This window comes from Actinoplanes sp. NBC_00393 (genome assembly GCF_036053395.1).
GTDB lineage: Bacteria > Actinomycetota > Actinomycetes > Mycobacteriales > Micromonosporaceae > Actinoplanes.
Window position 1 is genome coordinate 9,337,184 of record NZ_CP107942.1, and the last position, 12,794, is coordinate 9,349,977.

General features: G+C 69.3%; 13 protein-coding genes. 9 read left to right on the forward strand and 4 right to left on the reverse strand.

Annotated elements, in window-relative coordinates; translation table 11 throughout:
* The first annotated feature begins 38 nt into the window (after positions 1-38).
* From OHA21_RS43270 to OHA21_RS43285, 4 genes are read left to right on the forward strand one after another with little or no spacing between them, the layout of a single operon-like run.
* Positions 39-299: an SAV_915 family protein gene (locus OHA21_RS43270; protein WP_328465321.1), complete on the forward strand. Its 261-nt coding sequence runs from the start codon at positions 39-41 to the stop codon at positions 297-299.
* The gene (locus tag OHA21_RS43275; RefSeq protein ID WP_328465323.1) at positions 296-568 is read left to right on the forward strand and encodes a hypothetical protein; all 273 of its coding nucleotides are present in this window, start codon (positions 296-298) and stop codon (positions 566-568) included. Before OHA21_RS43270 ends, OHA21_RS43275 begins: the two co-directional genes overlap by 4 nt.
* Positions 568-1,818, forward strand: a complete 1,251-nt coding sequence (locus OHA21_RS43280; protein WP_328465325.1) for a hypothetical protein — start codon at positions 568-570, stop codon at positions 1,816-1,818. The genes OHA21_RS43275 and OHA21_RS43280 overlap by 1 nt, the downstream gene beginning before the upstream one ends.
* Positions 1,800-2,678, forward strand: coding sequence for a hypothetical protein (locus OHA21_RS43285; protein WP_328465327.1), 879 nt, complete (start codon positions 1,800-1,802; stop codon positions 2,676-2,678). Before OHA21_RS43280 ends, OHA21_RS43285 begins: the two co-directional genes overlap by 19 nt.
* Before the next feature lie 272 nt (positions 2,679-2,950).
* Here OHA21_RS43285 and OHA21_RS43290 read toward each other — a convergent pair whose 3' ends face one another.
* Positions 2,951-3,118, reverse strand: a complete 168-nt coding sequence (locus OHA21_RS43290; RefSeq protein WP_328465329.1) for a class I SAM-dependent methyltransferase — start codon at positions 3,116-3,118, stop codon at positions 2,951-2,953.
* A 197-nt stretch (positions 3,119-3,315) separates the two neighbouring features.
* On the opposite strand from OHA21_RS43290, the gene OHA21_RS43295 reads away from it, so the two are divergent.
* Positions 3,316-3,591, forward strand: coding sequence for a hypothetical protein (locus tag OHA21_RS43295; protein ID WP_328465331.1), 276 nt, complete (start codon positions 3,316-3,318; stop codon positions 3,589-3,591).
* Here the strand turns inward: OHA21_RS43295 and OHA21_RS43300 are convergent.
* Positions 3,555-4,643 carry an FAD-dependent oxidoreductase gene (locus OHA21_RS43300; RefSeq protein ID WP_328465333.1) on the reverse strand — a complete coding sequence of 363 codons (1,089 nt, stop codon included), beginning with the start codon at positions 4,641-4,643 and terminating at the stop codon, positions 3,555-3,557. The genes OHA21_RS43295 and OHA21_RS43300 overlap by 37 nt on opposite strands.
* 100 nt (positions 4,644-4,743) lie before the next feature.
* On the opposite strand from OHA21_RS43300, the gene OHA21_RS43305 reads away from it, so the two are divergent.
* Positions 4,744-5,586 (forward strand): helix-turn-helix domain-containing protein, encoded by an 843-nt coding sequence (locus OHA21_RS43305; protein WP_328465335.1) that lies wholly within the window; start codon positions 4,744-4,746, stop codon positions 5,584-5,586.
* A gap of 165 nt (positions 5,587-5,751) precedes the next feature.
* Here the strand turns inward: OHA21_RS43305 and OHA21_RS43310 are convergent, their stop codons facing one another.
* Both OHA21_RS43310 and OHA21_RS43315 read right to left on the reverse strand, forming a co-directional pair.
* Positions 5,752-6,492: a class I SAM-dependent methyltransferase gene (locus tag OHA21_RS43310; protein ID WP_328465337.1), complete on the reverse strand. Its 741-nt coding sequence runs from the start codon at positions 6,490-6,492 to the stop codon at positions 5,752-5,754.
* Between the two features lie 41 nt (positions 6,493-6,533).
* A complete protein-coding gene (locus OHA21_RS43315; RefSeq protein WP_328465339.1) occupies positions 6,534-7,553 on the reverse strand; it encodes an alpha/beta hydrolase in 1,020 nt (339 codons plus the stop codon).
* A gap of 142 nt (positions 7,554-7,695) precedes the next feature.
* Here OHA21_RS43315 and OHA21_RS43320 point away from each other — a divergent pair, with 142 nt between their 5' ends.
* From OHA21_RS43320 to OHA21_RS43330, 3 genes are read left to right on the forward strand one after another with little or no spacing between them, the layout of a single operon-like run.
* On the forward strand, positions 7,696-8,721 hold the full coding sequence (locus tag OHA21_RS43320; protein WP_328465341.1) for a LacI family DNA-binding transcriptional regulator: 1,026 nt from the start codon (positions 7,696-7,698) through the stop codon (positions 8,719-8,721).
* A 57-nt stretch (positions 8,722-8,778) separates the two neighbouring features.
* Entirely contained in the window at positions 8,779-10,623 is a 1,845-nt protein-coding gene (locus OHA21_RS43325) for an RICIN domain-containing protein (RefSeq protein ID WP_328465343.1), read from the forward strand.
* Positions 10,623-12,794, forward strand: coding sequence for a carbohydrate-binding protein (locus tag OHA21_RS43330; protein ID WP_328465345.1), 2,172 nt, complete (start codon positions 10,623-10,625; stop codon positions 12,792-12,794). The genes OHA21_RS43325 and OHA21_RS43330 overlap by 1 nt, the downstream gene beginning before the upstream one ends.

Below are 12,794 nucleotides of genomic sequence, written 5' to 3' on the forward strand. Positions count from 1 at the left end.
AGCAACCTGTCGCCGAAGCGAAGCATGCCTTCCCTCCGGTGGTCTACGTGCCTTGCGGGCCTGTGCAGGCCGAGGCCGACGAGCTCTCCATCGACATCTGGCCCATGCGCGACGGGCGGAGGGCGCTGTTGGTGTACTCCGCGCTGGACCGCCTCATCGACTGCTGCGGGCAGGGGCAGCCGTGGGCGGTCATACCCACTATCGGCCTCGATCGGCTACGCCTGGAGTCCGGCTTCGATCTCGTCTTCCTGGACCTGGAGATTCCCGATGAGTGCCGCCGGCCGGGGAGCGCCGGGTGATGCACGCTGATCCCGAGGTGCTGGCTGCGGTGGCCGAAGGATTGCGGCGTACCGGTCAGGCAGTTGACCAGACCGGCGGGACCAGGCCGCTGACACCCGATGCCGGCGAACAGACCGCCGTGATGGCCGCGGTGCTCGCGCACGTCTTCGACGGCGCGGCCAACCTCGTGCTGGGCATGCTGGAAGCGGCCGATCGAGTGGACACGGCAGGCACTCGCTACCTGAACCAGGACGACAACGCGGCCGGGGAGATACGAGGGCTCTTCTGATGCCGATCGACACTCGAATCGACGGTGACCCGGAGAGCATCCGTGCCACCGCCGCTTGGCTACGCGACCGGCTGGCCGGCAGCGTGGACCTGGCCGTCGACGAGCTGCGCGCGGCCAGGGACCGTGGCGGCGACGGCTGGCAGGGTGATGCCGGCCCGGCGTTTCACCAGCGAATGGACTCGGCCGGCCGCAAAACCGACGATTTTCGGATCGATGTGGAGAACCTGGCGAGTTCATTCCATTCGTATGCGGACGGCTTGGAGAACGCACAGGCCGGCATGCGGCAGGCCCGTGAGATAGCCGCCGAAGGCGGGCTGGAACTGGATGGCGACGTCATCTTGGAACCCGGTCCCGCTCCCGCGGTCAAGGAACTGCCGGTCGATCAGCCGGCCGCCCCGGAAATGGTTCAGGCCTACGACCTGTCAGTTGCTGCCTACCATGACCATCAGCGGAAGGTGAATGCCTACCTGACCGCTGAGCGTCAGGCGAAGCGAACCAAGAATGCCCAAGAAGCGCTGTTCGCCATCGGCAGGAATGCGTGGGACGACCTTCTAGCCAAAGCCCTCCTCAATGCCTTGGATTTCGCCAACGGGGCCGTCGGCGGTTTCGCTAAGAAGCACGAGGTCATCATGAAGAGGCAGGCCGAGGCACTCCGGGCGGATCAGAAATTGGCTGAGGAACGCTACCTGAAGGCGCGCGGTGGCTCCACAGAGGCCATGCGGTACAACAGAGTGGCGAACCAACGTTACTTCGACGCGGATGAGTACACGCGCAAGGCCGGATCGGTGTCCCGGATCACCAGCAAGGTTCCGATCATCGGGTTGGGCATCACTGCCGCCGGCATAGGTTACGACATCCATCAGGGGAAACCCGCCGGCAAGGCGATCATCAGCGGTGTGGTCGGTGCCGGTGTGTCGACGGCGGTCGGCGGCGTGACCGGCTCGGTGGTCGCCGGCATGTCTGCCGGGATGCTGGCCGGCCCGCCCGGGATCCTGATCGGCGCCGCGGTCGGGATCGGAGCCGGCCTGCTTGCCAGCGGTACCGCTGACTGGCTCTATGACCAGGCATCGGATGAGGTGCAGGATGCTATCGAAGGCGGCTTCGCGGCCGTCGGAAATGCTGTTGTCGATGCCGGCAAGACGGTAGACGGCGCCCTGCATGCCGCTGACAAGGCGATCACGGAAGTCGTAGGGGACACCGGCGAAGCGGTCGGGGACGGTGCGAAGCGAGTGTGGAACGCCATCTTCTAGCAGAGGCGGACATGGTGGAATCGAAGCGAGATCCTCTTTCTGGTCCGGTGCTCCCGTACGGATTGCCGGATGACTGGCCCAAGGCCGAGCGGCCTCCATCGTCGCTATTCGGTGCTGCCTTTCTCGCGCTGTTGACCATCGGTCTTCTCGCAGCCGCCGGCTGGGTGACTGCCGACGGTCAACCCGGCACCGGATTCATGCTTATCGTCATCGCCGTGTACTTCGGTCATCTGACGGCAGCGGGAGCGAGCCGGCTGCGATATCCGCGCCATGGCCGGTCTCCTGTGCTCGGTGTCGATGATCGCGGTGAGCGAGGTTTGACCTTCGCCTACGCCCGCGCCCCCTACTATTGGCAGAGCGCCATTGTGATCCTGACCGCTCTCGGATTCGCCGGTGGGGCCCTGGGCACGGCCGTCATGGGTCCTGTCGGTGGCTGGATCATCGCCGCGGTGGCGGGACTCGTCGCTGGCTCGCTGACCTGGTTCGTTGTCGACTTTCTCCGGCGAGCGCCGGGACGTGTGGTGCTGACTCCGAGCGGCATCTACCACCGCTCACACTTCGCCGAATACTTCACGCCATGGGACGCGGTTTCTGGGGTCGGAGTGACTACTGCCGATCCAATGATCGTGGTGAAGGCCGATCCGTCGCCGGATGCCCGTCAACGCCGTCTCTCCAGGCGTAGGAATAGGTCTGAGGAAGATTTTTGGCCCTTCATCGTCATCGGGGCCTATTCGCTGGGCGGCAATTCGCGGCCGGTCTACCGGGCGATCGACTTCTACCTGCGTCACCGGGAGCGGCGGTCGCTGCTGGGCACGCCCGAGGCGATCACCGCTGCGACCGGGACCGACAGGTTGTACTGAGCGGCCAGCCGGTCGAAAGCTGCTCGGATCCCCGCCTGGACCGCAGGTGGCTGGGCCCGGACCAGGGCCGCCGTGCGTACCGTGCCGTCGAGCAAGCCGTGCCACAGCTCGTCCACTGAGGAGAGGTGCTGCTCGAACGCCACTGAGATCACCGTGACCTCGGTGAAGTCGGCGAGCAGGCGGAGAGGGCGCCGGGTCCGCGTACCGGAAGAAGGGGTGGGCCGGGGGAAGATCAGCCGGCGGTGGCGCGCCGACCTCGGCTATCGCATCGATCAGGATGCCTGCGAAGCGGGCGCGACCATCGCCGGGGACAGGTCGACCCCTACGGGCCGGGCGCCGCGGATCAGTGCTTGGGCGGCTGCCTGGCCGGGGCCGCAGGCGAGATCGAGTGCGCGTGAGCCGGCCTCCACCCGGGCGGCGTCGAGGAGCGGGTCGACCACCCGGGCGGTGATCCGGCCGAGCAGGCGGTCGTAACCGGTGGCCTTCTCCGCCCCGGTCCAGCCGGCCTGTTCGAAACGGCCCGGCCGCGTTCCGGCCGAACGCGGTCGGCAGCCGCTTCGAACTGTGAAAACCCCTGGTGGGCGGTATCCGGGATCTTCCCGATGCAGCCGGCCTCCGGCGTTCCTACCGTCGAGGCATGAAGCGATTCGCCATCGGCGTACTCAAGACCCTCGGGGTGATCCTCGGGCTCTACCTGATCGTCCGCGCGGTCGCCGAACCGTTCGTCATCGACGTCACCGACCCGTCCACCTACCGCGACGACTGGGGCGGCCCGGCGCTCGCCGGAGTGCTCGCCGTGCACATGGGCCCCGGCATTCTCGCTGCTCTAGCGCTGTTCGGCGCGGTGCGCCGCCGCTGGCGCGAGCGCCGCCCCGATCACGCGGGGACGGTCGCCCCCAGCAGTTCCCGATAGTTCTCCAGGAAGAACGTCCCCTTGAACTGCGCGGTCGCCTCCGCACCGACCAGACCCCATTCCGGGGCGTAACCGGCGCCTCCGGCCGGGCCGAGCGGCAGTAGCATCGCGTCCGGTGCCGCTCGGTACTCGTCACTCACCGTGCCGCCCTCGATCAGCGTGCGGATATTGGCGGCCACCACCGCGGCGTGCTCACCGGCGGCACGCGCCTGCTTCAGCTCCGGCACGGCGGTCACGTCCCCGACCGCGAAGACGGTCGTCTGACCAGCCAGGCGCAGGTGCGGGGTGACCGCGAGCCGGCCGTCCGGCTGCCGGGCCGCAGCCAGGGCGGGGTCCAGGTAGTCGGTGCGTACCGCACCACCGAAGCACGGAAACCAGAGATCAGCGGCAAGCACGTCACCCTCCGTGGTGGTCACGGTGAACGGGCGCAGGCTTGCCGGTTCCGGTTCCGGCTGGGCACGCAGCGAGGTTCCCAGCAGCAGGCGTACGCCCAGAGCGTCCAACTGTTTCCGCAGGTCGGCCCGGAAATCCTCGGGAAAGCGGCCGCCGAGGATGTCGTCGCCGCGGTCGATGACCGTGACCGCCTTCTCCGGCCAGGCCGCCTTGATCTCGCCGGCGAACTCCAGGCCGATCGCGCCCGCGCCGAGCAGCAGCACCCGGGACGAACGTTGCAGCGCGTCCCGTGCCTCGGCCAACCGGGCGGCCGCCGCGTCCCGGCCGGGGATGTCGATCTTCGCGGGGAACGGGCCGGACGAGCCGGTGGCCAGCACGACGTAGTCGGCCGGCAGGCGCGTACCGGAAGCCAGCTCGACCTCGGACGCGGCGACCCGGGTCGCACGGTCCCGGAGCACGCGGCCGCGGGTGAGCAGTCCGTTGAACTCGATGAAGATCTTGTCGGTCCAGTCCGGATCGACGGTCGCGCGCAGCGCGGCCACGTTGTGCACGAAGGTCTCGCGCGGTTCCACCAGGGTGACGTCGGCGACGTCGTCGAGGGCCTTCGCCACCGCGATGCCGCCGTACCCGCCACCCACCACAATCACGTTCGCAGTCATGAGCCGACTCTCATCGGCGCGGCGGCCGGCGGGGAGGCCGTGCTCAGGGTGGTAGTGCGGGGGACACCCTCCGGGCCTGCGACGTTGCTACGGTCGGGTGGTGAGCGACAACGAGCTGGGCCTGTTTCTGCGCAGCCGCCGGGAAGCGATCACGCCGGCCGAGGCCGGGCTTCCGGCCGGTGCACGACGGCGTACGCCCGGACTGCGCCGCTCCGAAGTCTCGATGCTCGCCGGCGTCAGCGTGGAGTACCTGATCCGGCTCGAGCAGGGCCGCGACCGCCGGCCCTCACCGCAGGTGCTCGCCGCCCTCGCCGGCGTGCTGCAGCTCAGTCCGGCCGAACGTGTTCACCTGCATCGGCTGGTCAAGTCCGCCGACGCCGGCTTCACCTGCCGCGGCGCCGCCGGACCGGCCCGGATCGTCCGGCCCACCGTGCGGATGCTGCTCGACCAGCTCGAACCTGCGGCGGCGGTGCTGCTGAACCAGCTCGGGGACGTGCTGGCGTACACGGCCGGATACGCCCGCCTGACCGCCCCGCTCGGCCTGCTCGACGGCGACCCGCCCAACTTGGCCCGCTACCTCTTCACCGACTCCCGGTCCCGCGTCGCCTACCCGGACTGGTCGCACGTCGCGGACGAGCAGGTGGCAGCGTTGAAGCAGGGCCCGTTCCGCGCGGACCCGCACGTCACCGCCCTCGCCGACGAACTGACCGTGATCGCGGGCGACGAGTTCACCGCGCGGGTCGCCAGTGTGCCCGGCCTGCCCCGGACCAACGGCACGATCCGGATGCAGCACCCGGCCGCCGGCGCTCTCCGGTTGTCCTACGAAACGCTCGACCTGTCCGCCGACGACGACCAGCGCCTGATCGCCTACCTGCCGGCCGACGACGCCACCGCCGCCGCGCTGCGCACCCTCCGCGAGCCCCTCCGCCTGGTAGCCGGCTGACCGTCACGGTCCCTTCCCGCCCCAGGAGGCAGCGGTGGGCGTCAGCCGACCCAACCGGCTGACCGTCACGGCTGCTTCGCGGGCCGGGAGGCAGCGGTGGGCGTCAGCCGACCCCACCGGCTGACCGTCACGGTTGCTTCGCGGGCCGGGAGGCAGCGGTGGGCGTCAGCTGGTGGGCCTGGGCCTCGGGTAGCGGGGTGGCTGCGGGGTGGTGCAGAAGAGCATGGGGTTCGGGGCGGGCCGGTGGACGACCGCGTCCAGCGCGAGGAGGCGCTTCGCGGCGGTCAGCTCGGCGTATTCCTGGGGTGCGGCGGCAGCGGAGACCGTGAAGTGCGGCGCGCTGTGGGCGGCGAGCCAGTCCAGCACGACGCGGCCTTCACGGGACGGGGTCGTGGGGCGGTGGAAGACGTCGTGGACGGCGACGGGGGTGCCTGGGCGCAGGCGGTTGAGCAGGTGCCGCCGGTACCAGTGGGCGAACGACACCGTGTGGCTGGCGTCGATCAGCAGGTGGTCGATGTGCGCGGGCTCGAGGTCGTCCGCGGTGCGCACGTCGCAGTCGTGGAACCGCCACCGGGCGGTCAGCGACGCGGGGATCCGGCCGGACGGCTGCGCGGGGCGGCGCAGGTGGTCCGGGGCGGCGTACGTGTCGAGGGTGCCGTAGCCGTTGTCGGTCAGAGCTCGCAGCAGCCAGGTCGTGGACCAACCGTGCCCACCGCCGAGCTCGACGACCCGGCCGGGCCGCAGCTCACGCACCAGCAGATAGCAGATCTCCGCCTCGGCGTCGTCGAGGCGCGGCCGCATGCGGTGCCCGTCGCTGAGCAGGGCGGACTGGGCCTCACGAGCTGCACGCAGAGCCGCCGCGTGCTTGAAGTAGAGGCCGACGATCACGTCCATGTCGATGGTCATGCTGTGCTCCTTCGCCTCACTTACCCACGCTCACGGTGTGCTCACGCTTCGGACGCGACGGCCTGGCCGAGGGCGATCCGGGCCATGGCGTGCAGCGATCGGGTGCCGGGCTGGAAGTAGCCGTCGTGGCCGGCCGTGTCGGCGCAGGGCAGCGGGAGGGCGCCGAAAGCCGGGTCGACCGGCAGGCGGCCATGGCCCAGACCGAAGATCTGTACGCCGGGCAGGCGCCGGGTCCAGTCGTCCGGAGCACTGCCCGCCCACAACCGGGCGCTGGTGTGCAGGGCCGCACGGTCCGGTACGCCCATGCCGGGACTCCCGATCGCGATGATGTCGGTGACCTGCGGTCCGAGGCGGGACGCGGCGTGCGCGGCCACGATCGACCCGTAGCTGTGCCCGATCAGCGTGATCCGCCGGTCCGGGCGGTCCTGCGTCAGGCCGGCGACCAGCCGTTCCAGGGCGAGCGCCCCGGAGGCTGCCGAGTCTTCGCGGAGCGCGTCACGGCGTACCGCATCGGGGGTGTCGTAGCCCAGCCAGGCGATCACCGCGACCGGCGTGCCCGGATCGAGCGTGCGCAGCTGATCGTGCAGTTGCCGCGCCTGCCAGGCGGGCGCCCGGTGGCGCACGCCGCCGAGGCCGGTGTTGAAGTTGGCGAGCTCGGTGGCCACGCCCGGAATGAGCACCGCCACCCGGTTCGCCGTGTTCAGGTCGCCGAACACCTCGGCGACCAGTCCGTCACCGCGCCGGTCCAGGGCGAGGATCTGCCGGCCGGGCAGGGCCGGGTCGCGGTTGGCCGCATAGCGGCGGGCCACCGGTACGCCGTCCAGGTTGCCGACCACCTCGGGATAGTCCTCGGTCAACGCGTCGGCCTCACCCGGCGGCAGACTCGCGAACCATGCTGAGATCTGCTGCGTGGTGGCGGTCGCCGGGTCCGGAAGGTGCCGCGCGTCAGCGAGCCACTCCTGATACCGGGGCGGGGCCGGGGCGATCGCCTGGGTGGGCCCGAAGAGCCACATCGCCGGGGCGGTGAGCAGGAGCGCCGAGAGGATCCACAGTCGATTCATCGGGCGAAGGTAGGGCGGCGGGATCGCGGTTTTCGTCAATCCACGGAGCCAGATGTCCCCTAGTACCGAGGTATCAGCGTCTATGCTCGCGGCGATGAAACAGGGCGCTGAAACAACTCCACGGCGTGCCACCGTTCGTGACGTGGCGGAGCAGACCGGCCTGTCGATCGCGACCGTCTCCCGGGTGCTGAACGGCCGGGCCAACGTGGCGCCGCATACCCGCGACCGGGTGCTCAGCGCGATGGTCACGCTGGGCCGGCAGGCCCCGCAGCGGCGTGGCGGCCGCGCCGAACGGGCCACCGGGATCTACGTACGCTGCCCGTACGTGCTGACCGACTACTTCGGACTGATTGTCTCCGCGGTGGCCGAGGCTCTCGAGCCGCACGGCCTGGAGGTGATCCTGAACGCCGGGGTGGCCGCCCAGCGTGACCGCGTGCTGGCCGGCCTGACCAGCCGGCGCAACGTGGCCGGTGCGGTTCTGATCCTGCCGCCGGAGCCGGGTGCCGAGCTGGTCCGGCTGCGGGACCGGGGCTTCCCGTTCGTGGTGGTCGATCCGCGTACCCCGCCGCCGCGCAACATCGCCGCGGTCTCCGCGGCGCATTTCGCCGGCGCCCGCCTGCTCACCGCGCACCTGGTCGAGCTGGGGCACCGGCGGATCGGCATCATCGGTGGCCCTCGCGACTGGTTGGCCAGCGAGAACCGGTTCGCCGGCTACCTGTCGCCGCTCGCGGACGCCGGGGTGTTGCAGGCGCCGGAGCTGACCCGGTTCGTGGCCGAGCCCACCACCGAGCTGGGACACCGGGCTGCCGCCGAGCTTCTCGACCTGCCGGATCGTCCGTCCGCGCTGGTCGCGTTCAACGACAAGATGGCGATCGGCGCGCTGCGGGCGGCGGCCGAGCGGGGCCTGCGGGTGCCGGCGGATCTGTCAGTGGCCGGGTTCGACGACATCGAGCTGGCCGAGGCGAGCCATCCGATGCTCACCACGGTCCGGCAGCCGCTCGGCGAGATGGGCCGGATGGCGGTCAACCTGTTGCTGCGGATGCTCGGCGGGCACCGGCTCGAGGCGCTGCACGTCGAGCTCGCCACCGAGCTGGTGATTCGCGGATCGACTGACGTGTTTCATGGTTCCGGAACCGGAACAGGGCAATCCGGAACCAGAATTCATTGACCTCGCTGGATTGGCGAAGGTTTCCTTCCTGTTACATCTCGTAGCAGGGAGTCCCCCATGAGGCTGTTGCTCGCAGCGGTGGTCGGTGCTATCGCCTTCCTTGCGTCCCCCGTCGCTCCCGCCCTCGCCGCCGGCGAGACCGTCAACGTCCACCTCACCACCACTTCGGACAGTGGTGGCCGCACCGTTACCCGCGGTCTGCAGCAGCAGGCGAACATCGCGTTCGGCCCGGCCGGTGGCACCGCGAACCAGACCATCAACGTCAACGAGGGCGTCACCTACCAGACCTTCGAGGGTGGCGGCGCGTCGATCACCGACACTACCGCGTACCTGCTGCGCGGCGGCCCGATCAGCGCGGCCACCCGGGACAGCGTGATGCAGAAGCTGTTCAGCCCGACCCAGGGCATCGGCCTGTCGTTCGTCCGCAACCCGATCGGCGCCTCGGACCTGTCCCGGCCCGGCAACGTCTCGCTCGACGACACGTGTTGCGACCTCAACGACTTCAACGCCAACGGGTACGACACCAACGTGCGGCTGCTGACTCAGCAGGCCAAATCGCTGAACCCGGCGCTGCGGGTGAAGGGCGTTCCGTGGAGCGCGCCCGGCTGGATGAAGGACAACGGCCGGATGGACCAGATGGGCTGGCTCAAGTGGGAGCACTACCCCACGTACGCCCAGTACCTGGTCAAGTACATCCAGAGCTACCAGGCCGCCGGCGTGCCGATCAACTACATCTCGGTGCAGAACGAGCCGAACTGCTGCCAGGCGGCGAACCCGACGGCGATGAACTACCCGGGCATGAGCTGGAACCCGTCCGGCCTGGTGGAGTTCACCAAGAACTTCGTCTACCCGGCGTTCCGGGCGGCCGGCATCACCACGAAGGTACTGATCCACGACTGGAACTACGGCGACTACGCGAACTTCGGCGCGGCCATCCTCGGTGACGCCGGTGTACGCAACGACCCGCTCTTCGGCGGCATCGCCTGGCACGGCTACTTCGGTGACCCGGCGGTCGGCACCCAGGTGCACAACCAGTTCCCACAGGTGAAGCAGTTCAGCACCGAGCACTCCGGCGGCACCTGGATCACCAACCAGCACAACGAAGACCTGGCGGACATCGTCAACTACGCCCGGAACTGGAGCAGCAGCCTGGTCAAATGGAGCCTGGCGCTGAACCAGAACATGGGCCCGCACAACGGGGGCTGCGGGACCTGCACCGGGCTGATCACTGTGCAGGAGGGTGGCAGCCGGGCCGGACAGGTCGACTACACCGTCGAGTACTACACGACCGGCCACCTCACGAAGTTCGTCAAGCCGGGCGCGGTCCGGATCGAGTCCAACAACACCGCGGTGCAGAACGTGGCGTGGCGCAACCCGGACGGCTCCAAGGCCCTGATCGCGCACAACGGCGGCACCGGCGCCCAGTCGGTACGCGTGAACTGGTCCGGACAGTCCTTCGTGTACAACCTGCCGGCCCGCACCACCGCCACCTTCACCTGGTCCGGCACCACCACCCCGCAGCCGTCCGGCACGATCACCGGGCTGGCCGGCAAGTGCGTCGACGTCGCCGGTGCCAACACCGCCAACGGCACCGCGATCCAGCTCTACGCCTGTAACGGCACCGCCGCGCAGCAGTGGACCCGGGCCTCGGACGGCACCCTGCGCTCGCTCGGCAAGTGCCTCGACATCACCGGGCCGACCAACGCCGACGGCACCGACGCGCACCTCTGGGACTGCCACACCGGCAGTTCGCAGAAGTGGACCTATGACGGATCGCAGCGGCTGGTGAACGCGTACTCCGGCAAGTGCCTGGACGTGACCGACAACAACTCGGCCGACGGCACCCGGTTGCAGATCTGGACCTGCGGCGCCGGCGCCAACCAGAAGTGGGTGCTCAACTGATGCTTCTGAAGTCCCTGGTGGTGGCGGCGCTGACCGCCACCACCCTGACCGGCGTCCCCGCGGGCGATGTCAAGGTGACCGGCACCTACTCCGGTGGAGCCGCGCACTGGGCGGACCTGCCGGCGGCCACGATGACCAAGGGCGCGAAGACAGCGGACGCCACCGTCGTCATCGACCCGAGCCGGAGCCGGCAGCACTACACCGGCATCGGTTTCTCCATCGACGAGACCAGCGTCTCCAACCTGTGGAAACTCACCCCGGCCGAGCGGGACCGGGCGATCCGGTTGCTGGTCGATCCGCGTACCGGGGCGGGGTTCGACCGGTTCCGGGTGACCATCGGCAGCCCTGACCTGATCGAGCACCGGCCGTTCTGGTCCTACGACGAACTGCCCACGGGGGTGACCGAGGACTGGGACCTCCGGTACTTCTCCATCCAGCGCGACATCGACCTGCACATCGTCGACACGATCAAGCTGATCCAGAAGTACAACCCGAAGGCCACGTTCCTCGCGTCGGCGTGGAGCGCGCCGGCCTGGATGAAGACGAACAACAGGTTCCTCGGCGAGGTCGCCCTCAAGCCGGGCAGCAGCACCGAGTATTACCAGGTCGGCAAGCTGCGCGACGAGTGCATCGACGTGTTCGCGCGGTACTACGTCAAGTTCGTCCAGGCGTACCGGCGTCAACACATCAACATTGACGCGTTGACGTTGTTGAACGAGCCGGGCATGGACGTGGTCTATCCGGCGATGGACATCAGCGTCGATCAACAGAAGAGGTTGTCGGTCGCGATCAAGCGGGAGCTGCGCAGGGCCGGGTTGAGCACCCAGCTCTACGTGCACGACTTCAACTTCTGGGACTGGCGTGATCCGAACAGCACGGAGACCAAGAACTACCACCGGATCTTCGCGGACCCGGCGACCCGGAAGGCCGTCGACGGGATCGCGTTCCACCCGTACTGGGGTGATCCGACGGTGATGCGGGATGCCTACGAGGAGTTCGGCAAGCCGGTGCACCTCACCGAGACCAGTGACCTGTCGCCGGCGACCGTGCTGGCCGACATGCGGCTGGACGCGAGTTCGTACCTGCTGTGGGCGCAGGCCACCGACAAGGACGGCGGCACCCTGCACTGGACCGACAAACGGGACAACAACGTCGACTGGGATGAGGTCGCCCGGACCAGCAAGTGGCCGGACCGCTTGGTCAAAGTGGACACGACGACTCGCACCTTCACCGTGCGGGACGAGCTGTACCAACTCGGGCAGTTCGCTCGGTATCTGCGGCCCGGGCACGTTCGGGTGCAGTCCAGCACGACGGACGGCGGGGTCGGCAACGTGGTGTTCCGGGACCGGAACGAGTACGTCGCGGTCCTCGGCAACGGCAACGCCGTGGACACCTCGGTCGAGGTGGTGCTGGGTGGTCGCTCCTTCCGGACGGTGGTGCCGGCTCGCGCGTACGCCACCTATCGCTGGACCGGCCGCAAGCCGCCGTCGCGGCACAACCGTGCGCCCGTGCTGGCCGGCGTCTCCGGCGTCGTCGCCGATCAGTACGCGACCGTGCGCATCCCGCTGCGCGCTACCGACCGTGATGGCGACCGGCTCGCCTACTACGCGACCGACCTGCCGCCGGGTGTCCGGCTCAACGCCGCGACCGGGGAACTCACGCTGACGCCCACGGTTGCCGGCGAGATCGACCTGACAGTGGCGGTCACCGACGGTCAGAGCCACAACGAGACGACCGTGCATCTGACGGTCCGGCCGCATGGTGCTCCGGCGGGGGCGACGGTCGAGGCCGAGGCCTACACCGAGCAGCACGGTTGGACCGAGGGTGGCGCGAACTTCATCGAGAGCAACGCCGCAGCCAGCGGTGGCCGCAACGTCGGATGGACCGCGCCGGGCAACTGGCTGAAGTACCGGTTCGATCTGGCCGCGGCCGGTACATACGAGTTGGAGCTGGGCGTCGCCACCGGACTCGGCGCCGAGCTGCCGGGCGCGATCACGGTCCGCGACGCGGCCGGTGAGGTGCTCGCCACCGGCACCGTGCCGGACACCGGCGGCTGGGGCGCCTACCGGCCGGTCCGGGTGCCGGTCACGCTCCCGGACGGCGATCAACAACTTACGGTTTACTGTGAAACCGGGGGGTTCAATCTGGACTACCTCCGGCTGATCGGGTAG

What these genes read in the sequence shown, in the direction of transcription:
- OHA21_RS43280 (WP_328465325.1), top strand. Translation starts at nt 568, where the DNA reads ATGCCGATCGACACTCGAATCGACGGTGACCCGGAGAGCATCCGTGCC.
- OHA21_RS43295 (WP_328465331.1), top strand. Translation starts at nt 3,316, where the DNA reads ATGAAGCGATTCGCCATCGGCGTACTCAAGACCCTCGGGGTGATCCTC.
- OHA21_RS43300 (WP_328465333.1), bottom strand. Translation starts at nt 4,643, where the DNA reads ATGACTGCGAACGTGATTGTGGTGGGTGGCGGGTACGGCGGCATCGCG.
- OHA21_RS43310 (WP_328465337.1), bottom strand. Translation starts at nt 6,492, where the DNA reads ATGACCATCGACATGGACGTGATCGTCGGCCTCTACTTCAAGCACGCG.
- OHA21_RS43315 (WP_328465339.1), bottom strand. Translation starts at nt 7,553, where the DNA reads ATGAATCGACTGTGGATCCTCTCGGCGCTCCTGCTCACCGCCCCGGCG.
- OHA21_RS43325 (WP_328465343.1), top strand. Translation starts at nt 8,779, where the DNA reads ATGAGGCTGTTGCTCGCAGCGGTGGTCGGTGCTATCGCCTTCCTTGCG.
- OHA21_RS43330 (WP_328465345.1), top strand. Translation starts at nt 10,623, where the DNA reads ATGCTTCTGAAGTCCCTGGTGGTGGCGGCGCTGACCGCCACCACCCTG.